The 24,266-nt window shown below is 36.0% G+C and carries 21 protein-coding genes; 7 read left to right on the top strand and 14 right to left on the bottom strand.

The window, feature by feature from the left end; all coding sequences use genetic code 11:
* Window positions 1-5 precede the first annotated feature (5 nt).
* Together J2X31_RS05020 and J2X31_RS05015 are read right to left on the bottom strand one after the other, a co-directional pair.
* Window positions 6-1,565, bottom strand: a complete 1,560-nt coding sequence (locus J2X31_RS05020) for an NAD(P)/FAD-dependent oxidoreductase (protein ID WP_310024952.1) — start codon at window positions 1,563-1,565, stop codon at window positions 6-8.
* Window positions 1,566-1,616: 51 nt separating this feature from the next.
* Window positions 1,617-2,669 (bottom strand): DUF2891 domain-containing protein, encoded by a 1,053-nt coding sequence (locus J2X31_RS05015; RefSeq protein WP_310024950.1) that lies wholly within the window; start codon window positions 2,667-2,669, stop codon window positions 1,617-1,619.
* A 109-nt stretch (window positions 2,670-2,778) separates the two neighbouring features.
* On the opposite strand from J2X31_RS05015, the gene J2X31_RS05010 reads away from it, so the two are divergent.
* Window positions 2,779-3,012 carry a hypothetical protein gene (locus tag J2X31_RS05010; RefSeq protein ID WP_310024949.1) on the top strand — a complete coding sequence of 78 codons (234 nt, stop codon included), beginning with the start codon at window positions 2,779-2,781 and terminating at the stop codon, window positions 3,010-3,012.
* Between the two features lie 54 nt (window positions 3,013-3,066).
* On the opposite strand, the gene recQ is transcribed toward J2X31_RS05010, so the two are convergent.
* The gene (gene recQ, locus J2X31_RS05005; protein ID WP_310024948.1) at window positions 3,067-5,262 is read right to left on the bottom strand and encodes a DNA helicase RecQ; all 2,196 of its coding nucleotides are present in this window, start codon (window positions 5,260-5,262) and stop codon (window positions 3,067-3,069) included.
* An 86-nt stretch (window positions 5,263-5,348) separates the two neighbouring features.
* On the opposite strand from recQ, the gene J2X31_RS05000 reads away from it, so the two are divergent.
* The 4 genes from J2X31_RS05000 to lptB all read left to right on the top strand — a co-directional run bounded on the left by J2X31_RS05000 (window position 5,349) and on the right by lptB (window position 8,434).
* Window positions 5,349-6,314, top strand: coding sequence for a KpsF/GutQ family sugar-phosphate isomerase (locus tag J2X31_RS05000; RefSeq protein WP_310024946.1), 966 nt, complete (start codon window positions 5,349-5,351; stop codon window positions 6,312-6,314).
* On the top strand, window positions 6,314-7,117 hold the full coding sequence (gene tatC, locus J2X31_RS04995) for a twin-arginine translocase subunit TatC (RefSeq protein WP_310024944.1): 804 nt from the start codon (window positions 6,314-6,316) through the stop codon (window positions 7,115-7,117). The genes J2X31_RS05000 and tatC overlap by 1 nt, the downstream gene beginning before the upstream one ends.
* Window positions 7,118-7,129: 12 nt before the next feature.
* A complete protein-coding gene (locus tag J2X31_RS04990) occupies window positions 7,130-7,480 on the top strand; it encodes a carboxymuconolactone decarboxylase family protein (protein ID WP_026706201.1) in 351 nt (116 codons plus the stop codon).
* A gap of 213 nt (window positions 7,481-7,693) precedes the next feature.
* Window positions 7,694-8,434, top strand: coding sequence for an LPS export ABC transporter ATP-binding protein (lptB, locus tag J2X31_RS04985; RefSeq protein WP_310024940.1), 741 nt, complete (start codon window positions 7,694-7,696; stop codon window positions 8,432-8,434).
* Between the two features lie 293 nt (window positions 8,435-8,727).
* Here the strand turns inward: lptB and J2X31_RS04980 are convergent, their stop codons facing one another.
* Window positions 8,728-9,582: a glycoside hydrolase family 25 protein gene (locus J2X31_RS04980; protein WP_310024939.1), complete on the bottom strand. Its 855-nt coding sequence runs from the start codon at window positions 9,580-9,582 to the stop codon at window positions 8,728-8,730.
* Between the two features lie 194 nt (window positions 9,583-9,776).
* Window positions 9,777-10,496: a CDP-alcohol phosphatidyltransferase family protein gene (locus J2X31_RS04975; protein WP_310024937.1), complete on the bottom strand. Its 720-nt coding sequence runs from the start codon at window positions 10,494-10,496 to the stop codon at window positions 9,777-9,779.
* Window positions 10,497-10,594: 98 nt separating this feature from the next.
* Here J2X31_RS04975 and J2X31_RS04970 point away from each other — a divergent pair, with 98 nt between their 5' ends.
* Entirely contained in the window at window positions 10,595-11,662 is a 1,068-nt protein-coding gene (locus J2X31_RS04970; protein WP_445351657.1) for a putative type IX sorting system protein PorV2, read from the top strand.
* A 105-nt stretch (window positions 11,663-11,767) separates the two neighbouring features.
* On the top strand, window positions 11,768-12,901 hold the full coding sequence (locus tag J2X31_RS04965) for a lipoprotein N-acyltransferase Lnb domain-containing protein (protein WP_310024935.1): 1,134 nt from the start codon (window positions 11,768-11,770) through the stop codon (window positions 12,899-12,901).
* Here the strand turns inward: J2X31_RS04965 and J2X31_RS04960 are convergent.
* The 9 genes from J2X31_RS04960 to J2X31_RS04920 all read right to left on the bottom strand — a co-directional run bounded on the left by J2X31_RS04960 (window position 12,870) and on the right by J2X31_RS04920 (window position 24,265).
* Window positions 12,870-14,270: a sugar transferase gene (locus tag J2X31_RS04960; RefSeq protein ID WP_310024934.1), complete on the bottom strand. Its 1,401-nt coding sequence runs from the start codon at window positions 14,268-14,270 to the stop codon at window positions 12,870-12,872. The genes J2X31_RS04965 and J2X31_RS04960 overlap by 32 nt on opposite strands.
* A gap of 179 nt (window positions 14,271-14,449) precedes the next feature.
* Entirely contained in the window at window positions 14,450-15,469 is a 1,020-nt protein-coding gene (locus J2X31_RS04955; protein WP_310024933.1) for a glycosyltransferase family 4 protein, read from the bottom strand.
* The gene (locus tag J2X31_RS04950; protein WP_310024932.1) at window positions 15,441-16,799 is read right to left on the bottom strand and encodes an O-antigen ligase family protein; all 1,359 of its coding nucleotides are present in this window, start codon (window positions 16,797-16,799) and stop codon (window positions 15,441-15,443) included. Before J2X31_RS04950 ends, J2X31_RS04955 begins: the two co-directional genes overlap by 29 nt.
* Before the next feature lie 3 nt (window positions 16,800-16,802).
* A complete protein-coding gene (locus J2X31_RS04945) occupies window positions 16,803-17,936 on the bottom strand; it encodes a glycosyltransferase (RefSeq protein WP_310024929.1) in 1,134 nt (377 codons plus the stop codon).
* Entirely contained in the window at window positions 17,926-19,011 is a 1,086-nt protein-coding gene (locus tag J2X31_RS04940) for a glycosyltransferase family 4 protein (RefSeq protein ID WP_310024928.1), read from the bottom strand. The genes J2X31_RS04945 and J2X31_RS04940 overlap by 11 nt, the downstream gene beginning before the upstream one ends.
* Before the next feature lie 10 nt (window positions 19,012-19,021).
* Window positions 19,022-19,846 carry a class I SAM-dependent methyltransferase gene (locus tag J2X31_RS04935; protein WP_310024927.1) on the bottom strand — a complete coding sequence of 275 codons (825 nt, stop codon included), beginning with the start codon at window positions 19,844-19,846 and terminating at the stop codon, window positions 19,022-19,024.
* A 262-nt stretch (window positions 19,847-20,108) separates the two neighbouring features.
* On the bottom strand, window positions 20,109-21,896 hold the full coding sequence (locus J2X31_RS04930; RefSeq protein WP_310024926.1) for an asparagine synthase (glutamine-hydrolyzing): 1,788 nt from the start codon (window positions 21,894-21,896) through the stop codon (window positions 20,109-20,111).
* A complete protein-coding gene (locus tag J2X31_RS04925) occupies window positions 21,877-23,223 on the bottom strand; it encodes a glycosyltransferase family 2 protein (protein ID WP_310024925.1) in 1,347 nt (448 codons plus the stop codon). Before J2X31_RS04925 ends, J2X31_RS04930 begins: the two co-directional genes overlap by 20 nt.
* Entirely contained in the window at window positions 23,213-24,265 is a 1,053-nt protein-coding gene (locus J2X31_RS04920; RefSeq protein WP_310024924.1) for an exostosin domain-containing protein, read from the bottom strand. The genes J2X31_RS04925 and J2X31_RS04920 overlap by 11 nt, the downstream gene beginning before the upstream one ends.
* Between the last annotated feature and the right edge of the window lies 1 nt (window position 24,266).

Raw genomic sequence — 24,266 nt, 5'->3', positions numbered from 1 at the left:
GAAAATCATTTCAGGCTTTCTCCTATTTTCAAGGCACATTTTTCGCCATCTATTGCTGCCGAAATAATTCCACCTGCATAACCAGCACCTTCAGCACAAGGATATAAACCCTTGATTTGAACGTGTTCTAAAGAAATTTGGTCACGAGGAATTCGAACTGGTGATGAAGTACGCGATTCTGGTGCATGAAGTATGGCTTCGTTGGTATAATAACCTCGCATTGATTTACCAAATTCGGTAAAACCTTGACGTAATATTTGGGTAAGAAATCCTGGGAAAACGTGACCTAGTTCTACCGAAGTTGTCCCTGGAACATAAGAAGTTTTCGGAATATCGGCTGAAACTTTTGTTTGTGTAAAATCGACCATTCTTTGAGCTGGAACTTTTTGCGTTTCTCCAGCCAAATGCCATGCTTTTTGTTCGATGCTTTTCTGGAATTCCATTCCGGCCAAAGCTCCGAATTTTGCATACGGCTTGAAATCTTCCAATTTCAATTCAACCACGATTCCGGAATTGGCTGTAACTTGGTCTCGTTTTGAAGGCGACCAACCGTTGGTTACCACTTCTCCCGGACTTGTTGCACAAGGAGCAATCACGCCACCAGGACACATGCAAAACGAATACATTCCTCTTCCATTCACTTGCTTTACGATAGAATAAGGTGCTGGCGGAAGATATTCTCCTCGATAATCACAGGAATATTGTATTTTATCAATCAGCTCTTGAGGATGTTCGGCTCGAACTCCAAGAGCGAAAGGCTTGGCTTCTATAAATATTTTTTTTCTGTCTAATAATTCAAAGATGTCTCGGGCCGAATGTCCTGTTGCAAGAATTAATTTCTTTGCATTGATGGTTTCACCTTTTTGAGTGACAACTCCTTGAACTTCATTATTCTTCACTAAAATATCCACAACGCGGGTTTCAAACAAAACCTGACCGCCAAATTCAATGATTTTCTCACGGATGGACTTGATGATTTTTGGTAATTTATTGGTCCCGATATGGGGATGTGCCTCAATCAGGATATCTTCGGATGCACCAAAAGCGACAAACAATTCGAGAATTCGGTCCACATCGCCGCGTTTTTTAGAACGGGTGTATAATTTTCCGTCCGAATAGGTTCCGGCTCCACCTTCGCCATAGCAATAATTGGAATCTTCATTCACAATATGGTCGCGGTTGATGGCTTTCAAGTCGCGTCGTCTTTCTTGCACGTCTTTTCCCCGTTCGAGTACTATCGGCTTCAAGCCTAATTCAATTAACTGAAGTGCCGCGAAAAGTCCGGCGGGTCCTGCTCCAACCACCAATACTTCTTGGGCTTTGGAAACATCTTTGTAATCTGGAAGTTCTATTTTTCGTTGCACAAATTCTTCTCCTTGGAAGAAAATCAAAACCTTGAGATTGATTTTTATGGCTTTCTGACGTGCATCAATTGAACGCTTTAGAATCGTTATATGCTGAATTTCCTTGACAGAAGTCTGGATTAATTTTCCAATATGTTCCTTCAGCAATTGTTCGTTGACAGCTACTTCGGGTGAAACTTGAATAAGGAGTTCTTTTGACATATTGAAATTTTTGGCAAAAATAAGGATTTGAAATTACAAAACGGCATATCGCTATTTCCTAACTTCATAAGCTCGTAATGCAAACGATGCCAACCAATGTTCGCCTTCATAATTCCCATCGACCACCGAAGGTAATGAAAAATTCAAATGTGTATCGGCTAATGGTTTTAGATGAGAAAATTGTTTTGGATATTGATTGACAAGGAAATATAAATTCCAAGCCCGACTAAAATTCAGCCCGTCAAGATGTACCAAATGACCATCGGTTCTGTCGGAAACTTTGGCAACTTCCCATGTAAAATCTTTTTTGGAAAGAGAAGGAGCAAATCTTTTCAACCAAATCAAAAACCCATGTTCTGGCAAAATTCTTTGCATGATGCCAATTTCTTCCATACACGGAGAAAGGAAATCAGTTCCGCTTGGTTCCCATGTGAACGGACAATTTTCATCGTTTTGGAACAATCGAACAGCATTTTCCTTTATGCTTTTTTGGAATAACACATTTTTAGAATGAAATGCATAATCCCAAGCAAACGTCAATCCGAATGCGGTATTGGAATGGGTTCCGACTCTGATCGGATATAATAATTTTGGTAGAAATTCAATATATCTTTCGATAACCAAATCAGATAAAGGTTTTAAATTCTGTGCCAATTCTTTTGCAAATGGTTCGTTTGAAATTTCCAATTCCAATTGCAATTTCAAGAGCCAAACCCAACCATAAGTTCTTTCAAATGATTTTTCGTGAGCTTTGGAAAGATAATGTACTTCTGTTTGGATGTTTTCTTTTGAAAGATTGATTTTTAGTTTATTGATGATTTCTTTCTTCTTGTCAAGATTGGGATAATGATTCAAAAGATACACCAAACTCCAATGACCGTGAACAGACGAATGCCAATCGAAACAGCCATAAAAAGCGGGATGCAATACTTTTGGCGATTGAATTTCGGTACTATCAATCAACAACTGACTTAATTTATTCGGATATTCCTGTTGAAGACATTTTACAGGAAGTGTTGCGAGATGATTAGCTTTTTCGAGTGTGAGCTCTTGGGAAAAAACTATTGAGGAGAAAAGTAGGAAAGTGTAGCTTAGAAACTTCATAAGAAAAAATTTACCTTCAAAAATACTAAAAGCAAATCTTTTAATCCTTCTATCTGTAAATCTTTTAGTCTTTAAATCCAATATCAATATCTTTGTAAAAAAAAAATCAATGTCCAGACAAATAAAACTAATTTGGGATTTTAGAGGACCTGCTTCCGCAAAAACTGCCGAACACCACGAGATTCATCTTAAAGAATATATTCAGATTGAAAAGCTCCCTTTAAACATTACAGGTTTTGAAATTTTCAACGAAATGCATGCCATCGCTTTTATGGTCGTAACCGATGAATTTATGATTCCAGTTCGTGATGCTTTGAAACCACATCGAGGGGAGGTTTTTTAGTTGGCAGTGTTCAGTCGCAGTTGGCAGTTCCTCACTGTGACTGAAAACTAAACACTAATTCGCCACTTCGCTGATAAATTTGATTCGCATTAATCGAAGTTCTTCGGTATCATAATCGCCGTCAAATTCCTTCAAGGCATCTTTTATATTATCGGATTCGGCTTCCATGAAATAATCGAAGATTTCTTCTTGTTGGTCGTCGTCCAGGATTTCATCAATCCAATACTTGATGTTGAGTTTTGTTCCTGCATAAACAATCATTTCCATTTCCTTTATCAACGAATCCATGTCCAATCCTTTTGCAGAAGCTATATCTTTGAGCGATAACTTTCTATCAATATTTTGAATGATATACAATTTATTGGCAGAGTTTACACCGGTAGATTTCACCACCAAATCATCTGGTCTAATAATATCATTATCATCAACATAACGACTGATCAAATCGACAAAATCTTTACCATATTTTTTAGCTTTCCCTTCTCCAACTCCGTGAATATTCCCTAATTCTGAAAGTGTGATTGGATATTTCAACGCCATATCTTCAAGCGATGGATCTTGGAACACCACAAATGGCGGAACGCTTAACTTTTTGGCCACTTTTTTACGCAAATCCTTCAACATTCCCATCAAAACTTCGTCGGCAGTTCCAGATGATTTTGCCGCCGTTACAATGGCTTCGTCTTCTGTTTCGTTATATTCGTGGTCTTCCGACATCATAAAGGAAATTGGGTTTTGAATATAATCCAAACCTTTATCAGTAACCTTTAAAATTCCGTAGGTTTCAATGTCTTTTGATAAATAACCTTCCACCAAAACCTGACGGATCAAAGCCATCCAGTGCCTTTCTTCAAACGAACCTCCGGAACCAAAAAAAGACTGCGAATCGGTTCTATGTGCTTTTATGGTTGCATTTACCTTACCTATTAAGGTATAGACAATTTCTTTTGATTTGTATAAATGTTTGGTATCACGAACCACCTGAAGCAATTTCACCACTTGGTCTTTGGCTTCCACTTTTGCTTTTGGATTACGAACGTTGTCGTCCATATCGGCACCTTCGCCTGTTTCGCTATCGAATTCTTCACCAAAATAATGCAACAAGAATTTACGTCTGGACATCGAAGTTTCAGCATAAGCCACGACTTCCTGCAACAAGGCAAAACCAATTTCCTGTTCGGCAACGGGTTTTCCTGACATAAATTTCTCTAATTTTTCTACATCTTTATAGGAATAATAAGCAAGGCAATGCCCTTCGCCTCCATCTCGTCCTGCACGACCCGTTTCTTGGTAATAACTTTCGAGTGATTTTGGAATGTCATGGTGAATTACAAAACGAACATCCGGTTTGTCAATTCCCATTCCGAAGGCAATTGTGGCTACAACAACCTCAACATCTTCCATCAGGAACATATCTTGATGTTTGGCTCTGGTTTTGGCGTCCAAACCTGCATGATAGGGAACAGCACTGATGCCGTTTACTTGCAAAACTTGAGCAATCGCTTCAACCTTTTTACGGCTTAAACAATATATAATTCCTGATTTCCCTTTGTGCTGTTTGATAAAACGAATGATGTCCGACTCCACATTTTTAGTCTTGGTTCGAACTTCATAATATAAATTAGGTCTATTGAAAGATGCTTTGAAAGTATTTGCATCCGACATATCAAGGTTTTTCAAGATGTCTTCCTGCACTTTTGGTGTTGCAGTAGCGGTCAAGCCGATGATTGGAACGTCGCCCAACTGCTTAATAATATGACGTAAATTTCTGTATTCTGGTCTGAAATCATGTCCCCATTCCGAGATACAGTGGGCTTCATCAATGGCTACAAAAGAAATGGGCACGTTCTTTAAAAACTGAACATATTCTTCCTTCGTAAGCGACTCTGGGGCTACATATAATAATTTGGTAATTCCAGATGTAATATCTTTCTTCACCTGGTTGATTTCGGTTTTGGTCAAAGAGGAATTCAAAACGTGTGCAATTCCATTTTCTGAAGATAAACTCCTGATGGCATCAACCTGATTTTTCATCAAGGCAATTAAAGGCGAAACCACAATTGCCGTTCCATCTTTAATTAAAGCGGGTAACTGATAGCAAAGCGATTTTCCTCCACCTGTTGGCATAATGACAAACGAATTATTGTTTGTGATAATGCTTTTTACTACCTGCTCTTGCAATCCTTTGAATTGGCTAAAACCGAAATACTTTTTTAACTCTTTGTGGATGTCAATTTCGTTTGAATTCATTCTTTATTTAGGGTATTTTACATAAATTTGCACCACATAAAGATACAACTTTCTTTTATACCAACAAATTTTATACAATTTCTGTTTTGATAACAAAAGAAAATATATTGGCGATTGCCAAAAAGACCATTCTCTCTGAAAGTGAAGCCATTATAAAACTGATTGATTTCCTTGACGACCAATTTGTAAACACTGCCGAAATTATTTTCAATACAAAGGGCCGATTGATTGTAACGGGAATCGGCAAAAGTGCAATAATTGCTCAAAAAATTGTTGCCACAATGAACTCTACCGGAACACCATCGATGTTTTTGCATGCTTCGGAAGCGATTCATGGCGATTTGGGAATGGTGCAACCGGGAGATGTTGTAATTTGTATTTCAAAAAGTGGCAACAGCCCAGAAATCAAGGTCTTGGTTCCGATTTTAAAGCGATTTGGAAATACTTTAATAGGCATGACTGGAAACACAACTTCGTTTTTAGCCAAAGGGTCTGATTATGTTTTGAATACTACTGTCGATTCAGAAGCATGTCCTATAAATTTGGCTCCAACAAACAGCACGACTGCTCAACTCGTTATGGGTGATGCTTTGGCCGTTTGCCTGATGGAAATGCGTGATTTCAAAAGCGATGATTTTGCTAAATACCATCCAGGTGGCGCTTTGGGGAAAAAATTATTGCTCCGTGTGAAGGATATGCTCGAAAATTCTTTGAAACCAATGGTCAATGCCGATGCTTCGATCAAGCAAGCTATTTTCGAGATTTCAGAAAAACGTCTTGGTGTGACGGCTGTTGTAGAAGACAATAAGGTGATTGGAATCATAACCGATGGCGACATCCGAAGAATGCTGAACGAACGCGATACTTTCTCCGATTTGACAGCAAAAGATATTATGACCAAGAATCCAAAGATGATAAAATCGACCGACATGGTGGTGGATGCCTTGAATATCTTGGAAGATTTTTCGATTACACAACTGATTGTGGTTGATGGAGATGAATATAAAGGAGTGTTGCATCTGCATGATATTTTAAAAGAAGGCATCGTATAATGGCAAAAAAAAATCCAAGCGAAATGTCCTTTTTGGACCATCTTGAAGTATTGAGATGGATGCTCATCCGAAGTACAATTGCAATATTAATTGGAGCTGCTGTAGCTTATAATTTCAGTGGTTTTATCTTTGACGTCATTATCTTCGGACCAAAAGACGGAAATTTCATAACCTACAGATGGTTTTGTGAATTGGCAAACGAGTTTAACCTTGATAAAAGTTTTTGCATTCAGAAATTGCCTTTTGAACTGCAGAATCGCACGATGGAAGGGCAATTTTCTATGTTACTATGGACTTCCATTACAGCTGGATTTATCATTGCTTTCCCTTTTATCCTATGGGAATTATGGAAATTTGTGAGCCCGGCCTTGTATGAAAAAGAACGAAAAAACATCAAATATTTCATTGCAATTGCTTCACTTTTATTTTTTATCGGAGTTGCCTTTGGATATTTTATCCTCACACCGCTTTCAATAAATTTCCTGGCAAATCTAACCATCAGTTCGCAAGTGGAAAACCAAATTGACATTGCTTCCTATATTGGCTTGGTAAAAACCACTTCGCTTGCTACAGGTTTAGTATTTGAATTGCCTATAATTATTTTTTTCCTAGCAAGAATTGGGCTCGTAAATGCTCAATTTTTAAGAACTTACAGGAAATATGCCATTGTCATCATTTTAATTATCGCCGCAATCGTAACCCCACCGGATGTAATCAGTCAGATTATTGTGACGATTCCGTTATGGATACTTTATGAGATCAGTATTTTTATTGCCCAATTCGTTTATAAAAAGAACAAATAAAATACCCAAATTATGTCAGATTTAGTAAAAGAATTTAATGATTATCGTGGGAAGATGAATGAGAAATTGCTTGCTGATAACAATAAAATCATCAAGAGGATTTTCAATTTAGATACAAATGCCTATGCAGAAGGAGCTTTGGACGTTAAAACTAAAGAACTTCTTGGATTGGTAGCATCAGCCGTTTTGAGATGTGACGACTGCGTGAAATACCACCTTGAAACCAGCTATAAAGAAGGCGTGACCAAAGAAGAAATGATGGAAGCGATGGGAATTGCTACTCTGGTTGGAGGGACAATCGTGGTTCCGCATTTGAGAAGAGCTTATGAATTTTGGGAAGCACTGGAGGAAAGTGGTCAGTGATCAGTCACAGTTTTCAGTCGCAGTTTTCAGTCGCAGTTGCAAGAGAAAATGAGTTAATTTGAAAATTGTCAAGACATAAACCGCAACAATTTGTTAATGACTGAACTTATTCTCGATTTCTTATTTAATTTTGTCGCATAAATTTTACTCAAAATGGTTTTGCCATGGAATTGGCATTATCTAATTTTCTAATTTTCAAATCATCAAATTAAAATGATATTAAGAGCCGACAATTTAATCAAGACCTATAAAGGCAGAAGTGTCGTTAAGGGAATTTCTGTGGAAGTGAACCAAGGTGAAATCGTTGGGCTTTTGGGACCAAATGGTGCCGGAAAAACAACTTCTTTCTACATGATTGTGGGTTTGGTAAAGCCAAATTCAGGAAATATCTATTTGGATAATTTGAACATTACCGATTATCCGATGTACAAAAGAGCCCAACACGGAATTGGTTATTTGGCACAAGAAGCGTCGGTTTTTAGAAAATTGAGCATTGAAGATAATATCTTAAGCGTTTTGCAATTGACAAAACTTTCGAAGGCAGAACAAATTGCAAAAATGGAATCCTTAATTGATGAATTCAGTTTGCAACACATCCGAACCAACAGGGGCGATTTGCTTTCTGGTGGAGAAAGACGTAGGACAGAAATCGCCCGTGCCTTGGCAACCGACCCAAAATTCATCTTATTGGATGAGCCTTTTGCAGGAGTTGATCCGGTTGCGGTTGAAGACATCCAAAGGATTGTAGCCCAATTGAAAAACAAAAATATCGGAATCTTGATTACGGATCACAATGTTCAGGAAACATTGGCCATTACCGACAAAACCTATTTGATGTTTGAAGGCGGTATCCTAAAAGCAGGAGTTCCAGAAGAATTAGTACAGGACGAAATGGTGAGAAGGGTTTATCTGGGTCAGAATTTTGAGTTGAGGAAGAAGAAGTTGGAGTTTTAGAGAAAGATGGAAGTTGGGAGATGGGAGAAAAAACCTAAGAAATAAATATATTTAAATTAAAACCTGAAAGGAAACTTTAAAAGTTCTTTTCAGGTTTTTTAGTTTAGAGTAACGCGAAGCTCTTACTATTTTTTTTATGATTTCTACAGAATTTTTTTGGCTTCTCCTGAACTTTTTTGGCTTCTCCTCTACTATAATTAGTTTCTCCCGAACCAAGTTTGATTTCTCCCTAACTCTTTTTGGTTTCTCCTCTACTATGAGTGGTTTTCAATCTTCCAACTTCCATCTTCTTATTAATTCCCAATCGTCTGAAACCTCAACTCCTGCAGGTTTCCGTTGAAGATGTTAACATCGACATTGCCTTTGATTCCCGATACGGAACCTTTTTCGGTGAATTGCCACATCAGCCATTCGTCTTTGATGTTTTCTACGAAGAAATTGTAGTTGGCGATCCAGAAGGTATAATCAGCGAATTCGTCCTCGAGGAAATCATTGTAGTAGCTTTCACCGGAATAGATGATGGGTTTTTCGCCATAATGCTGTTCGACTCTTTTGAGCCAACGTCTTAAACCCACTTTTAGGCTGTCGATGGATTGGTTTTTGGGTAGTTTTTCGATGTCGAGTATGGGTGGCAAATCGCCTTTTTTGAGTTTGACAGTTTTGATGAAAAGTTCGGCCTGCTCCAGTGAATTTTCGTTCGGACGATAGTAATGATAGGCTCCACGGATGACTTTTTGTTTCTTGACGGCTTTCCAGTTTTGATGGAATTTGGCATCTACCCTATTCTTCCCGGCTGTTGAACGAAGGATTACAAATTGGATTGGAAAGGTGCCTTCGATGTTTTTTACGGAATCCCAAAGGATGTTGCCTTGGTATTCTGAAACATCGATTCCGACTATCTTGCCATTGTGTTTGGAAAGGATTTGAAAGTTCCGAACGTCTGAAAGTCGTTTTTTCTCGGCTTCTTCTTTGATTACCTTGTCGGTTTTGAATCCCAGATAATAGGCCAGTCCGTTTCTATAATGATAGCCGATTATTGCAATTACTGATAAAACCCCGATTGTGATGAGCAAGTTTCGCAACCAGGAAGATTTCTTTTTGGGTTTTCTTCTTGGTGTGGGTTTCTTTCTTGGTGTTGGTCTTTTCATTCGGGATTGAAAGATTTAAAGATTGAAGGATTTGGGATTTGGGATTTAGGATTGGTTGCTGTAAATGAATTTCCCTCTAGCCCTGATGCTGGAATTGTTTGAGCTCTCAAACCTGTGACCAAACAGGTTTGAAGCGAGTTCCTGCAGCAGGAAAATGGATTATTCTCTGCCCTAACGCTTCGCTCCTACTAATTTTAAATGCTCTTTTTTTGCTTGTTGTTGATTACGGAAAGTAAAATATAGGTCATAATTAAAAGTGGAATTCCTAGGAATTGGAAAAAAACCAAGAGCAATACTGAAATGGCTAGGAAGCCGACTTGGAGCTTGTATTTTGCAAAGCTGAATTGTTTGATTTTGAGTGAGAAAAGGGGAATTTCGGCATTTAGGAGATAGGCACTTAACAAGGTAATTGCCAACAAAATCCATTGGTTTGTGAGAATTTCTACGATGATCAGCGAGTCTGTATTTTGCAAAACCAAAGGCAAACTCAAGATAACCAATGTGTTTGCTGGTGTTGGCAGGCCTATGAAAGAATCGGTTTGTCGGGTATCGATGTTGAAATTTGCAAGTCGGTAGCAGGAGCCTAAAGTGATGATAAAACCAAGGTAGGGGAATATTTGGGTATAATTTAAATCGGTTGTTGTGGAAGTATCGGTCATCATCTGAAACATTATCAGGCCTGGAACAAGTCCGCTTGTGACCATATCGGCTAGTGAATCAAGCTGCAATCCTAATTCGCTTGAAACATGGAACATTCGGGCAAAAAAACCATCGAAGAAATCAAGAAAAATCCCAAGGCAAACAAAGAAAAAAGCCATCTCGAATTGCTGATTGAAGGCAAAAACCAAGGCAATACAGCCACAGAAGAGGTTGAGTAAGGTTATAATATTGGGAATGTGCTTTTTGATGTTCATCGTGATATTTTTTGAAAAACAAATTTAGTACAATAACTTAAAGAGAAGTGCGTTTTTTATTAGAGATTTTTATTTGATATTTGCAAAAATTAAAGACGTTGAAAAAAACCGCATTAATTGCTTTCCTTTTAACCTATTCACTTACTTACAGTCAGGCAGTTAGAAAATATTCTAATGAATTCATGAACATTGGTGTCGATGCGGCAGCTTTGGGCATGTCCAACGCTGTTGTGGCAAGCACAAACGACGTGAATTCGGGGTATTGGAATCCTGCAGGATTGGTGAATTTGGAAGACGGACAGGTGGCGTTGATGCATGCAAGTTATTTTGCAAATATTGCCCAATATGATTATGCGGCTTATGCAAAACCGATTGACGACCGTAGTGCTTGGGGAATCTCGATGATTCGGTTTGGTGTTGACGACATTATGAACACCACCCAATTGATTGATGGTGATGGAAATATCGACTACAACAGGATCAGCTTGTTTTCGACGGCCGATTATGGGTTTACTTTCTCCTATGCAAGAAAACTGCCGGTTCCAGGGTTTCAATATGGCGTGAATGCAAAAGTGATCCGTCGTGTGATTGGGGATTTTGCAAATTCGTGGGGATTTGGTTTTGATTTTGGATTGCAGTTTGAACGCGACGACTGGCATGTTGGATTGATGCTTCGTGACATTACAACTACTTATAATATTTGGAATATTGACGAGGAGGAATACCAAAAAATAGCCAATGCAATTCCGGGCGAAAACCAAGAACCGCCTGAAAGCACCGAGATTACCTTGCCGAAAGCCCAACTGGGAGTTTCCAAGAAATTTGAATTCCATAATGAGATGTCGCTTTTGGCGGCGACCAATTTGAATATGCGTTTTGAACAGACAAACGACATCATTTCTACAAAAGCGGTGAGTATCGATCCTGCACTTGGTTTTGAATTGGGCTATATTGATTTGGTATTTGTTAGGGCTGGTGTGGGAAATTTCCAAAATGTTTTACAGATTGACGGCAGCGAAAAAGTGAATTTTCAACCAAATATCGGACTTGGATTTAAATACAAAGGTATCCAGATTGATTATGCCTTAACGGATTTGGGCGACCAAAGTGCGGCTTTGTATTCGAATGTTTTTTCGGTTAAGGTGGATTTGGGGATTTTTAGGTAGAAGTTATACGTTGTAGGTTATAAGTTGTAAGTTCTGTAAAATCTAAAATCTACTCCCGTCCCGAAATTTCGGGATTGGGACTAAAATCTAAAATTATTTATCAAAATGATAAAAAAACTACTTCTCTTTTCCTTCTTCATCTTTAGCCAGATTGGCTTTTCGCAATCATTGGTTTCGGACAATACGGTTGTAAGTATCCTAACTGTTGGCACTGCTGATGCTTCCCATTCGCTTTATGGGCATACAGCTTTACGCATTAAGGACGAAACCAAAAACATTGATTTGGTGTATAATTATGGAATGTTCGATTTCAGCACGCCTAATTTTATGTTCAAGTTTGTAAAAGGCGATTTGCAATACTATGCCGCAGCTTATCCTTACGATGATTTTGAATACAGTTATAGGGTGGAAAACAGGTCGATTTACGAACAGGTTTTAAATTTATCTAATCCAGAAAAAGAATTGCTCATCAAGAAATTAGATGTCTCCTTATCTTCAGACGACAAATTTTATACCTATAAATTTATTGACCGAAATTGCACGACAAAAGTGATTGATGTTGTAAACGGAGTATTGGAAGGAAAGCCAATTGTAAAGAAAAATATCGATTCAAAAACCTATAGGGATGTTTTATTTCCGTATGTAGAAAATCATTTTTACCAGAAATTGGGCATCAATATTATTTTCGGACATCGAGTGGATAATCAAGCAATCATTATGTTTCTTCCACTAGATTTGTTTGAGAATTTAAAAGTAAGCTCTTATAAAGATAAACCTCTTGTAACGGAAACCAATGTGATTTTCGAAGCAAATAGGCCTTCTGCTTTTTCTTTTCTGGACAGCATTTATTCGTTGATTGCTGTATTGTTGCTTTTCGTTCTGATTAAGAAAAAAGCAATGCAAGTAACTTACTTCCTAATTCTTGGCTTAATTGGTCTGTTGTTTTCTTTGATTGGATTGTATTCCCTGCACCAAGAAGTTTTATGGAATTACAATGTACTGCTTTTCAATCCGCTTTTTCTGGTGTTGCTTTATTTTATGGCTACCAATAATTTGAAGTGGATCAAGAAGCTGTCTTGGATTTGTCTTGCTTTTTTGGGAATTTATGTAGTGTATATGCTCAACAAGATCCATATCTTCATCGTTCTACCAATCGTAATCACAACGGCAATCCTCCTATTGCGATTGATTTATCCTGAAAGAGGAATTATTGGCCTCGGTAGAACAAAACCGTACTAAAAGTTTTGATGACGATATTCAGATCGAGGAAAATGCTTCTGTGCTTGATATAATACAAGTCATACTGCAATTTGATTAGGCTTTCTTCGATACTTTCACCATAGGAATAATTTACTTGGGCCCAACCTGTCAAACCCGGCTTGATAACGTGACGCGTTTCATAAAAAGGCATTACTGCAGCAAGCTCCTTTACAAAAAAGGGACGTTCTGGTCGTGGTCCGATAAAGCCCATATCGCCTTTTAGGATGTTGATAAATTGAGGGATTTCGTCAATTCTCGATTTTCTTAAAAGCCTACCAAAAGGTGTGATTCGTGCATCTCCTTGAGTAGCAAACTTGATGCCTCCACTCTCGGCATTCTTGATCATGGTTCGGTACTTGTAGATTTCAAATGGAACACCATTTTTTCCAACTCTGGTTTGGGTGTAAAAAAGCGGTCCTCGATTTCCGATCAAATTACCAATTAACACAAAAGGCAAGATAACCAATCCGCCAAGCAATCCAATAATTGAAAAAGTAAGCTCTAAAAGACGCACAATCAACAAGTACAGTCTATTTTGATTGCTTCGGCTAAAAGGAAAATAGCGGTAAAAATCCTTGTCAAAATGCTGGATGGGAATACGGTGGGTAATTGCTTCATATACCTGTGTATAGGCTCTTATGACAAAACCGTTTTCTAATAATACCAATAGATTATTATAAAGCTCTACCGTGATGCCATCTGTTTTCTGTGAAGCGATTACAATTTCGGAGACACCATTTTTTCGCACAAATATTTCAATTTCATCAAGGTTTACAGGTCTGATTATAGAAACCATATCAGCATCAACATTTGCATTCTGGCTGTCTGTATCTACAAAACCTACCACTTTATAATGCGGATCGGCCTTTTCTAGCGAAGTAGTCAATTCCTCCAACTGGTTTTGGTCGCATACGATAATCACTTTTTTAACAAACCTTTGCGAGGCAAGGAATTTCTGATAAAACAACCTCCAAATAAACAACGAGATGGTTATGGATAAAAAGAAATAGATGATCTGTAGTCTATTGGAAGGTAAAAGAGGTGTGAATATTGGCGTTAGCAAAAAGAAAAGCACTGTTGTAGAAGAAGTTAACACAATACTTTTTATAATCTGAAACTGATTACTGGCCACCTGAAGATTATACATCTCAAAGACAGTCCCTAAAATATTTAAATACAAGGCAAGCACAACAGTCCAATAGAAACTGCCCTCTGTTATAGTGAAATAACTAAAATTAAAAGTATGCCCCACAAAGGAAAGGCCACCAATAACAGCCAATACGTCAAACAGTCGTAAGAGAATTTTCCTTTCGGAAACTTCAAAATGCATTTTTTTAGAAGATAACATATGGGGTATGTCTTTTGAAAGCACGAATTTAACATTTTTTTCTAAAATAGAGCTCAAATCACTATTATTTATAACCTACTTGATTGTTATTATTTTTTCACTCCTCACTACTCCACAACATATTTGGCATGAAAAACCAAATTCATTAATCCTAAATTCCTTAATCCTAATTCTCCAATCTAAAATCTACATTCTAAAATCTCCTCCCACGCTTCCTTCACAATCTGCCAATCAAAGCTTTCTGTCTTGCTTCTAGCATTTCTTCGTAAAGCTTGAGCAAGATTTTCATCCTCACATAATGTTTCAATCGCCCCAACCATCTGATTCACTGAACGATCTTCAACCAATAAGGCATCAACGCCATTATCAAGCAGATAAGGAATACCACCAACATTCGTAGTGATGACAGGCAACCCCAATGCCATAGCTTCCATAACACTTACCGGAGTATTGTCAAAATGGGTAGTATTGATAAATAGATTATAATCTTCAGACAATGCAATCCATTCTTTTTTGGAAAGTTTTCCAGTAAAATTGACATTCAATCCGTAATTAGAAGCCAATAGTTTTGCCTCCTCCAAGGAACCATCTTTGTCTGGACCTACCATACATAACGTAGCTTCTGGATATTTGTCTTTGATAATTTTAAAAACCTCAATAGCCATGTTCGGGTTATAAATTCGGGCAAACGATCGAACCCAAAGCAGATTAGGAGAAACAACTTTTCGCTCTTTATAGGTATAGTTATCAATCTCCAACGTATTCGGAATATAAACCGTATTGGTAAAACCCTTCAATTCAAAATGATGCAGGAGGTATCGGGATGGGGCTACATTTTTGTAGGCATTGCTAAAAAGCATCCTGCAAAGTCGGGGGTTGTTTTCAAGCCTATTCGGAAGGTTACCACCATGCAAAATAGGGATGTATTGGATGCGCAGTAGTCTTGCCAATTGACTTACAAAAAAAGCATACCAAAAACTAGAAGTACTATAAGTATCAATTAATATAAGATCAACTTTATTGTTTAATTGTACTACTTTCCAAAGCATATCCAGCATTCTCAAAGCCATGCTTTTTTTTGAAGAAGCATAATAAAGGTTATACCCTTCATCTTTCAATAAAGGCCCTAGCGTTTCAATAGTCGTAACGGGAACTCCATGTTGCGAAAGCTTATTTCCTATGTAAAGCAGGTTCTTCAAATGAGGTAAATTTTAAAAGTGTTAGGGCATAGATAAAGGCGGGTGCCGCCAATCGCATAGCCGCATGATTAATGGTAAGTAGCCAGAATATAAAAAAGGAATACATATAAAGGTTCTGCGGATTGTTAACCGATAATAGAAAGGGTGTTGCAAACAATATCAACAAAGCCAGAATACCCAAGGAACCGTGTTCGGCAAGCATTCTGGTAAGTTCATTATGCGAAGCAAGCTCTAGCCCTGTAAGTTCTTTACGGGTCTCCTTGTTTTTCCCAACCCCGATTCCAAAAATAGGATTATCCAGAAACATATTTAATTCGGTTTCAATAAGGATTTCTCTTCCAGAGAGCAAATTGTCTTTTTCCCTTCCCAAGGCATCCTCATTCGCATAACGTCTTTCAATCAATCCATTTGTCTGATAGGAACTATAGCCCCATATTCCTATCAGAGCAAAAATAGCTGCACCAAAAACAACCATCAACTTCATTTTTCCTCTGCTGTTACCAACGATAAACAATTTACCCAATAAAAGCAATATCATAATGCCTCCTGTAATCACACCTCCTCTTGAGAAAGTGATGAGACCCCGGTAAGTAGCCAAAAGCAATAAAAAACCATTAAGAGCTTGCAGATATATATTTTTGGAATAAAAAATAGTCCGAACAAAGAACACAAACATTCCCAATCCCAAGATAGTAGAAACTTGATTAGGACCAAATCCACCTGATGTTGCCGAATTAGAAGCAGTTCCAACAACCAAATCCCTTATACTTGGAGTATAAAAATACAGATAGGCTAGTGTAGTTATAATAGGGAAAGTCATCATCTTAAACAAATTTTCGATTTGCTTTGGCGTAACAACCCTCTGATAACAATAAATAGCGGAAATTCCCAAGCAAACAGGACCGCTTATATTAAATATTATAGCTTTTCTTACATTCGTTTCTAAATTCAAAACAGTGGTGGATATAACAATTCCTGGAATCAATAAAAGCAAAAAAATCCATATCGGGATTGCATTTTTGGAGAAGCTCTTATAATAAATTCCCATCAAAACAAATATCATTACGACATATTTGCCAAATTCATTACCAATATTTCCTTTGGTCATCCTAAGAAATACTTCAGCACAAACCACATAGGCACACCAACAAAGCACCTGATTGTTCTTATTTTTATTTTTTAAGATATCGATAAAACCTATTGCACTTATAGCAACAGCATATACAATTGACAAAGGTTTAAACAGAAAAACAGAAAACCCAATCAAGATGTGCAAAAATAGTAGTATAAGATAATAATCTTTAGTGGTATTTAACTGTCTAGCAAGCATCTGTTATTTAAAAATAAAGGTATTCAATTTTTCCAAATAGGCCATAAAAGTAAACTTTTCTCCTAGATTCACAACCTCAAAAGACTTTTCTTTTAATTCTTTTGTTGTACTAGATATAGCTTTTTCTATTATTTTAGCATACGATGTCTCCTCTTTCCTAAACCACAAATAGCCATTTGCATCGTTTACATAATGCGAAATACTGCCAACATCGGACACAATCGGAAGTACGCCGTAACATGCAGCTTCAGCTATAGCCTTAGGAAAACCTTCTGCAACTGAAGGAAGAAGAAAAAAATGACTTTCAGATAAAATACTATGTACGGCTTCTTTCGATAAAAAACCATGAAAGACAACTTTGTCTTTCAAAAAAGAAACCTGTTGCTCATAAATAATCCTTTTAGGTCCATCACCAATAAGATTTACTTTACTTATTTTCTCCAAAGGAATACTCTTCAAGGCTTCAATAATCCTATCTACCCCCTTTTCATCTTCAAGCCTTCCTACGAAAGTCAAAACAAAATTACCATCAAAAGCTTTTTTTAGGACTATTGATTTTCCTTTTTCAATATCAGCTAAAGTCAGACAAGGATTTTCAAAAGAATAACAGTGTTCTTCTTGATTGGGCCAAAAACCATTGAGCGACACTTCACATCTTGTCAAATTTTTTTTAAGCCACCAGCGTTGAAAACGAAATGACAAGGGCGGACAATCATCCCCCCAATTTCCTGCATATTTTACCCACAAAGTATATTTTCGAGGAAGAAAGAAGCTAAACAGCGGAAGCAAAAACAGCCCCATACTGGTAGGAAGACGTAATTGTACTTCGGTAGCTCCATCTAAATTTCGAACTACTTGTGATATGATTTTTGGAATTTTTGTAAAAATCAACACTTTTGACAACAATGTTTTGCCACCGTAGGGTGGAATGGGTACATAGTTAATATTTTTGCTTGAATAGGGCAAGGCACTTTTTGGAGCCACCCCTTCTTTCATACAGCCAATATGCACCACCTCTTCCCAAAAATCGGCAAGATAGTTCACCTCGTTAATCGTCGGCCCCCAACCTACAATTTCTTGGTCTTGATTTCTATAGTGCTCGGTATGCGATATGATAAGAAGTTTTTTACGCTTCATGCTGTATTGTTTTTAGATAATGGTGTATGATGTGGTTCCAATCAAAATGGGTACTCCATTCTTGGGCCTGTTCAGAATAGCGGGTATGGTCCTTCATGATGGCGAAGACAGCATTTACGATGTCCTTCGGGTCGTTTTGATCAACTAAGATACCGGAATACTTGTTTTTTATAGCATCGGCAATGCCTGAATCTCGTGAACCAATCGCAGGAATTCCTAATGAATTGGCTTCAAGTACTGCAATTCCAAACCCTTCAAAATCATTTTTTATCCGCTGGCTAAGCATCAAGAAAATGGAACTTTTCTTGATAACATTATTTCGTTCAGTATCGGATAAAATACCGTGAAAGGTAATATGATCCAAAACGCCGAGCGATTTAGCCAATTCAGAAAATTTCTCTCTTTCTGTTGGAATACCAATACAATGATAATGCACTTCAGGAAATTGCTCCTTGAGTAAAGGCAGTGCCCTAATTACATTCTGCTGTCCTTTTCTAAACGTAAGGTTGCCAACAGTTACTAAGTTTAAAGCAGTGGAACTTTCTTTTGAAGAAGTTTCAAATTGCCCAATTTCAAAACCATTATTGATCACCTCTATGGATAGATTTGAATCTACAGTTAATGCAAATTGTTTAGTGAATTCAGAAACAGCAATAAGGGTGTCAAATTTCCTCAAGCTCCATTTTGTAAGGTTTTGCAAGGCTCTATTTCCCGCTTTAAGTTCTGAGCCGTGAAGAACAGCTATGAATTTCTTTTTATAAAAAAAGGTTTTGAACAAGGCTCCCATCCATAAAGAGAATTTGCCCGAACAAATAACGGTTGAATTTTGCTTGATAAGGGAATTTGCCTTCTTGATTCTATGAAGCTGGGTAAATTTGCTTCGCTTTGTCCGATGGATTGTGAAGGACTGTTTTGCATCAAATACCAAATCTTCTTTTTGCTTTCTAAAATCGCATAGGACCGAAATTTCATACCCCGATTGTTGCAGGTATTTGGATAACAAATAGGCATGATTTCCTATACCACCTGGTAGCGGCGGGAATTCGGATGAAATTATAAAGACTTTATTAATCAATTCTGTATAGTTACTTTTTTCCTAAAAACATGGTCAAATGCATGCAAGGATAAATTTCTTCTTTTGCATTTACTTCCCAATCCTCTTGAATCATTTTCTGTATTTTTTTGTTTTTGGTTTCCTTGCTCAAAGGCAGAAAAGAAAGTAGGATGCCATATTTGCTTTTCCCTAAGATACCTTTCACATCAAACACCTTAAAATTGGCATAAAGCTTGTCGATGACAGCTTTACTGAAGGGCCACTCCCAATCTTTATCGCTTTGGAAGGGCCTGTAAATACCTCTTACTATTTTTATGGGTAAACTGGTTTGTAGGGGATCGTAGGATAGGATTACACCATCTGGTTTTAATTTTTCTTTCAATTTTTCAATTAGAACATCAAAATTCTCAAAATGATGCAGAACCCCGTATGCATAGATGATATCAAAATCCTTCTGATAAAATTCATCCGACAGGAAATCAACTGCTAGAGCCTTGGCATTAGGACAGTCTGCTTTTTCGATTTTCTTTTGCAAATCATTTATGGCCACATCGCTCAGATCAATCCCGATATACTCCCTGGCATTTTTAGCCATATACAAAGAAAGTGCATTCCCTCTTAAACAGCCTAAATCGAGAATTTTTTTATCACTCATATCCCCTAACCACGTTTTGTGTTGGGCATATACTTTTTCAGAAATATTAAAATTACGTCTATAATCTGCCAAGAGACCATTTCTGATGCTGGACCAGATCCTGGAGGGCAAATTGCTCTTCTTTTTACTATTATTTTCGTTATAAAATTCTTTCTGCTTTTGGTTGATTAAAAGCATTTCATCTAAACCGTTATCTTTCATGTGTTATTTTCATTTTTATTAGCAAAATATAATTCACGACATATGCGTCAGTATATACTTCAATCCGGATATAAACTTATTCTTAATTTTTCAGTGTCTGTTTGCAATTTTTGAAATACTTTTAATTCATTTCCTTTTTTTTTGTTCTCCTTTGCAGAAATATAATCATCAAAAATTAATAAAATTAATTGAATCATATTTAAAACATATCTACTAAACATTAAAATCCCTTTCAATATTTCTAAATATTTTGAATAAAAATTTATCGTTTTTTCAAATCAATCAATTTTAATATAAATGAAAAAGTGTTTATATCTACTTCACTCAAAGGCCAAAGCTCCCCATTTGCTCTCTTATTGAATAAATTTATAGGAAGTTCTCTATGCTTAACATCTTTTAAAAAATTTTCTAACAATTGATTATTTGATTCACGACAGTAATAATCTTTCCATTCTATATGCTTTACCAATCGCTTTCTTCCAGATTTTATCAAAATTTGATCTAATGAACTCCTAAATGCCCAAATAATATATTTGATATAGATGTTTGAATTATAACCAATAAAAGGAACTTGCGAAGTAGGGAAATGGGAAACTTTATTGAAATTACTATTTCCTAAAAGCTTGTGGGTAAGTTTATCCTCAAATCTATCTAACGGATTATAATTTAATATTTTCTTTACTAGGTGTCTATTACTCATAAGTACAAAAGCATTATAATTCCCCTTAAACAAATTTATTTGCTTTGCCATTGTTCTAGCTCCCCATGTAAAGATATAAAAAACTTCTTCTAAATTTAATTGGTTTTTAGGTTTGGTTTTCAAAATAACATAATCTAGAAAAGCTTCAACATCTGATTCTAATTCTTCTGAAAATATTTTTTCATCAAAACTCAATTCTTCTTTTAATTGTGGATATTCAGAAAAAAGAATAGATAATTTTGATAAATAATTATCTATAATCATACCTTTAAAACTAGGCTTATCCAATTTTACTTCATTCATTTTTAAGCCAAAAATATTTTTTGATTGAAATAAAATTCTTTTTTTTCTACTTCGGATAGATTTGATATTTTTCGCTCTCAAAATATCCAATACATCTCCTATAAGAATAACTGAATCTGCCTTAGATATATAATTAGTACTATCCAAACAATTTAATACCGAAAACCAACTGTTGATAAAATACTCTCCTCCATTTTTTACTTGTAAATTAAATTCCTTGTTTGTAGGAAAAAGGGAGTCTTTAAAAGAAACATCAATATGATTCAAATTCAAATAAGCTGTAATTTCTCTAGCAATTTTATTGTCAATATAATCCTTCTCTCCATAAGATAGAGTTTTTACATTCTCTTTGTTTAAGGCTTCGAATGAACTTAAAGTTATTCTAGAGTCAACCCCCCCTGATACTGGAAGTAATATCTCTTTAAAAACACGTTGATAAATTGTCGCGTTGTTTTTGAGTAGTGATATTATCGATTGACACTCTTCCTTATTTATTTTTTTGTTTTCAATATCAATAGAATCAATAATGTAATTCAATTCATTGGTCTTAATGTTGAAAGAGATATATTCTCCGCTTCTAAGTAGATTGACTTTTTTGAAAAAGGTTCTTTTATTTAAAGGAATATAAAGAATCGAAACCAACGATTGTATCAAAGCAGTTTTATCAAATTCAAAATTTAAATCTAAAAAAGAATAAATATTATTGGAAATTATCTTATTGGAATCTTCTATACAATAATATAGAGGTTTCATTCCAACAAAATCTGTTATTAAATTAATCACATTGTTTTTAATACAAACTATGTTAAATTGTCCTGTTATGTGATCTTCAAAAACAATATTTTCATTGTTGTACTTTTTGATAATTTGTTTAAGAGTTTCGTCAGCAACTTCTTCATTTTTCAAAGTGTCATATACAAAACCCTCAACTAGTATTAATTCGTCTTCAGAAATAAGTATTCTATAATCTCCGGAAAATTTTATATAGAAATCATCAAATTGATATTGATAATTTTCTAAAGGAATATTAGATATCAAATAACTCATTAGCATATTTTTTTGAATTCAACATTTTTGAAGATTTACTCCAACTTTTACTAAAAGTATATATAACTAGGGGAAACACAAGTAATGTAATGAGCATAAAAAAAACTCTTTTTTTTGAATCCCCTTTATATTTATAAGGTATAAAAGAATAAGAAGCCATTTTTATCCCCTCTTGAAAGGCATTTTTATTTCCGAAATATTTCCGAAACAAATACAACACACTTGGAATTGGTCTGGATGCAAAAATTTTTTTAGGCCTCAATTCATCCCAGCTTCCCATTTGCCTTAATCCTCCTTGACTAACTTTCAAATGTATTCGCTTAGCTTTTGGATTAGATATGTTCTTATATCCTGCTAAATAAGCCCTAAGTCCAAATTCCCCATCACCCATACGTTGTTTTTCGAATTGCCTATCAAATAATCCTATCGCCTTAAAAATACTCTTTTTAATCAATACGTTCCCTGTATCCAATTGATCACTCCACCTGAAATAGCTATAATGTAGGGGTACTTGTGCACCTACAAGACTTATTGAAACTCCACTAGATAAATCAGCTTTAAAAAAATCCAATGTTTTGAGGTGCTCTTCTATCCAATTATTTTCAACTAGAGAATCATCATCATACAATAAAACATATTCTCCTTTAGAAAATTTTATAGCTTCATTTCGGGCTTTCCAAAGTGCTTTTTCTTCTTGAAACCAATAGTGTAAATCTAAATTCCATCCTTCATAAAAATCTGCTCTAAAGTCATCTGTCTGATCTACTACAATAACTTCAAAATTTTTGTAGGTTTGGTTTTCTAAATCCTTAAATACATCTTTTAAATATTCATAGCGGTTTAAAGTTGGGATAATAACCGAAATCATCGGTTTTTCTTGAATCAATTCACTATCGAAAGCTTCGTATTCTTTGTATTCAATAGAATTCTTAGAGTAATCCTCTCTTTTTACTTTTCGAGATTTTAAGAAGCCCGCGATTTCATTAAAAGGATTTTTCAAAGTAATTAAACGAATAAACAAAACATATACATTCCATGCCTTATGGAAATTTTTCCTTAAAAAACGATATTCATCTTGAATAGGAAGCTCTGTTTTTTTCCAAACATCAATTCCTTCTTCCTCAGAATTTGATATAAAACCAACCTGAAAAGCTCTCCAAGCTAAATCCAAATTCTGAGCTTCTAAATTTTTATAGCCCAAATCTCGATCTAAAGAAAAACCTTGTTTCTTTAAGGTTTCTTCTAGCGGAAAATAAGAAAAATCCCGAAAAGGTTTCAGGTTAAAGTACCAAATGGGCTTAATATAGCGTAAAAATTTAAATACCATCTTTTATCATTATCATATTCAGAATACTTGCTACTGAAAGTTGTTCTTTCCAAAGCTTTCTATTTTCTAGTTGCATTGTTTTAAAATCGTAATCAGAGAGTTTGCTATGAAATTCTGCAACTAGGTTAGCGATATTTTTTCTATTTTTCCATTCAACCCATACTACATGATTCTTCCATTGGATTTTATCGCCGAAGGGAAGCAGACAATCGGTATTGACAAAAATGGGGATTCTACCCATCATAAGGGTTTCGTACAAACGTACGGAAAAATTTCCTGCTCCTCGAACACAAAGTACATAATCAGAAGTTTTAATGTTATCATAATATTCCAAAGTGGTTTTGGCACGCTCTTCTTCTGAAGTGGCCCCTGCCCTATAATTGTTTCGATAAATAAAATTGGTTTCTACAAGATGAGATGCTTCAAATGACTTCAAAAGTTTGGCTCGTTCAAGTGCAGAGGCAAAAAGCGGTTCATAATCTTTACGGAAAGGGTTTTGAAAAAAACGTTTTAGATTTTCTTTTACAAATTTGATATTTTCCTTCACGCTTTTGCTTGAAGACAAGGTAGCATGTCCACAAAATCCCACGACTGCCCTATTTTGTCTCTCTCTTACATCAATGGCGGTCTTTTTATAAATACGCTCAAAATGATCGGAAAGCGATACAGGGAGACTTTTATTGCTCGACGGCAGTTGAGATTTAAAACCGCCCATTCTAAAAAAAACAATATGGTCAAAATAACCGAAGTCAGCTCCAAGATCCCCCGAAATATAGCCATAGGCTTTGATGCTATTTTGCATACAAATTGAATTGATGGCATTTAATTCATCTTTCGAATAACTATTTATAGGGTTTGGAATAAAAAAAACAGTTGCCTTTTCAATACGATCAACATAGGCAAACACATCAGAAACTTCAAATTGTTGTTTTACGGCTGCAGAATTTCCCCACCCATCAGGGTTTAGAAAAGGACGTGTCAATACAAACAAGGATTTCTTGTTTAGAGTAGAAAAATCAATAGGCGGTATATAAATATTCATG

The sequence above is a fragment of the Flavobacterium arsenatis genome (assembly GCF_031456785.1).
In the GTDB taxonomy this organism is placed as follows: Bacteria; Bacteroidota; Bacteroidia; order Flavobacteriales; family Flavobacteriaceae; genus Flavobacterium; species Flavobacterium arsenatis.
The sequence above is the reverse complement of the archived record's forward strand: the minus strand, read 5'-3'. Positions and strand labels throughout refer to the sequence as shown.

Excerpts from the sequence above, each read along its gene's own strand:
- J2X31_RS04990 (WP_026706201.1), top strand. The coding sequence starts at position 7,130 with ATGTCAGATTTAGTAAAAGAATTTAATGATTATCGTGGGAAGATGAAT.
- tatC (WP_310024944.1), top strand. The coding sequence starts at position 6,314 with ATGGCAAAAAAAAATCCAAGCGAAATGTCCTTTTTGGACCATCTTGAA.
- J2X31_RS04935 (WP_310024927.1), bottom strand. The coding sequence starts at position 19,846 with ATGAAAGATAACGGTTTAGATGAAATGCTTTTAATCAACCAAAAGCAG.
- J2X31_RS04975 (WP_310024937.1), bottom strand. The coding sequence starts at position 10,496 with ATGAACATCAAAAAGCACATTCCCAATATTATAACCTTACTCAACCTC.
- J2X31_RS05015 (WP_310024950.1), bottom strand. The coding sequence starts at position 2,669 with ATGAAGTTTCTAAGCTACACTTTCCTACTTTTCTCCTCAATAGTTTTT.
- J2X31_RS05020 (WP_310024952.1), bottom strand. The coding sequence starts at position 1,565 with ATGTCAAAAGAACTCCTTATTCAAGTTTCACCCGAAGTAGCTGTCAAC.
- J2X31_RS04930 (WP_310024926.1), bottom strand. The coding sequence starts at position 21,896 with ATGAGTTATTTGATATCTAATATTCCTTTAGAAAATTATCAATATCAA.
- J2X31_RS04960 (WP_310024934.1), bottom strand. The coding sequence starts at position 14,270 with ATGTTATCTTCTAAAAAAATGCATTTTGAAGTTTCCGAAAGGAAAATT.
- J2X31_RS04925 (WP_310024925.1), bottom strand. The coding sequence starts at position 23,223 with ATGGTATTTAAATTTTTACGCTATATTAAGCCCATTTGGTACTTTAAC.
- J2X31_RS04950 (WP_310024932.1), bottom strand. The coding sequence starts at position 16,799 with ATGCTTGCTAGACAGTTAAATACCACTAAAGATTATTATCTTATACTA.
- J2X31_RS04965 (WP_310024935.1), top strand. The coding sequence starts at position 11,768 with ATGATAAAAAAACTACTTCTCTTTTCCTTCTTCATCTTTAGCCAGATT.
- J2X31_RS05010 (WP_310024949.1), top strand. The coding sequence starts at position 2,779 with ATGTCCAGACAAATAAAACTAATTTGGGATTTTAGAGGACCTGCTTCC.
- J2X31_RS04945 (WP_310024929.1), bottom strand. The coding sequence starts at position 17,936 with ATGAAGCGTAAAAAACTTCTTATCATATCGCATACCGAGCACTATAGA.
- lptB (WP_310024940.1), top strand. The coding sequence starts at position 7,694 with ATGATATTAAGAGCCGACAATTTAATCAAGACCTATAAAGGCAGAAGT.
- J2X31_RS04980 (WP_310024939.1), bottom strand. The coding sequence starts at position 9,582 with ATGAAAAGACCAACACCAAGAAAGAAACCCACACCAAGAAGAAAACCC.
- recQ (WP_310024948.1), bottom strand. The coding sequence starts at position 5,262 with ATGAATTCAAACGAAATTGACATCCACAAAGAGTTAAAAAAGTATTTC.
- J2X31_RS04920 (WP_310024924.1), bottom strand. The coding sequence starts at position 24,265 with ATGAATATTTATATACCGCCTATTGATTTTTCTACTCTAAACAAGAAA.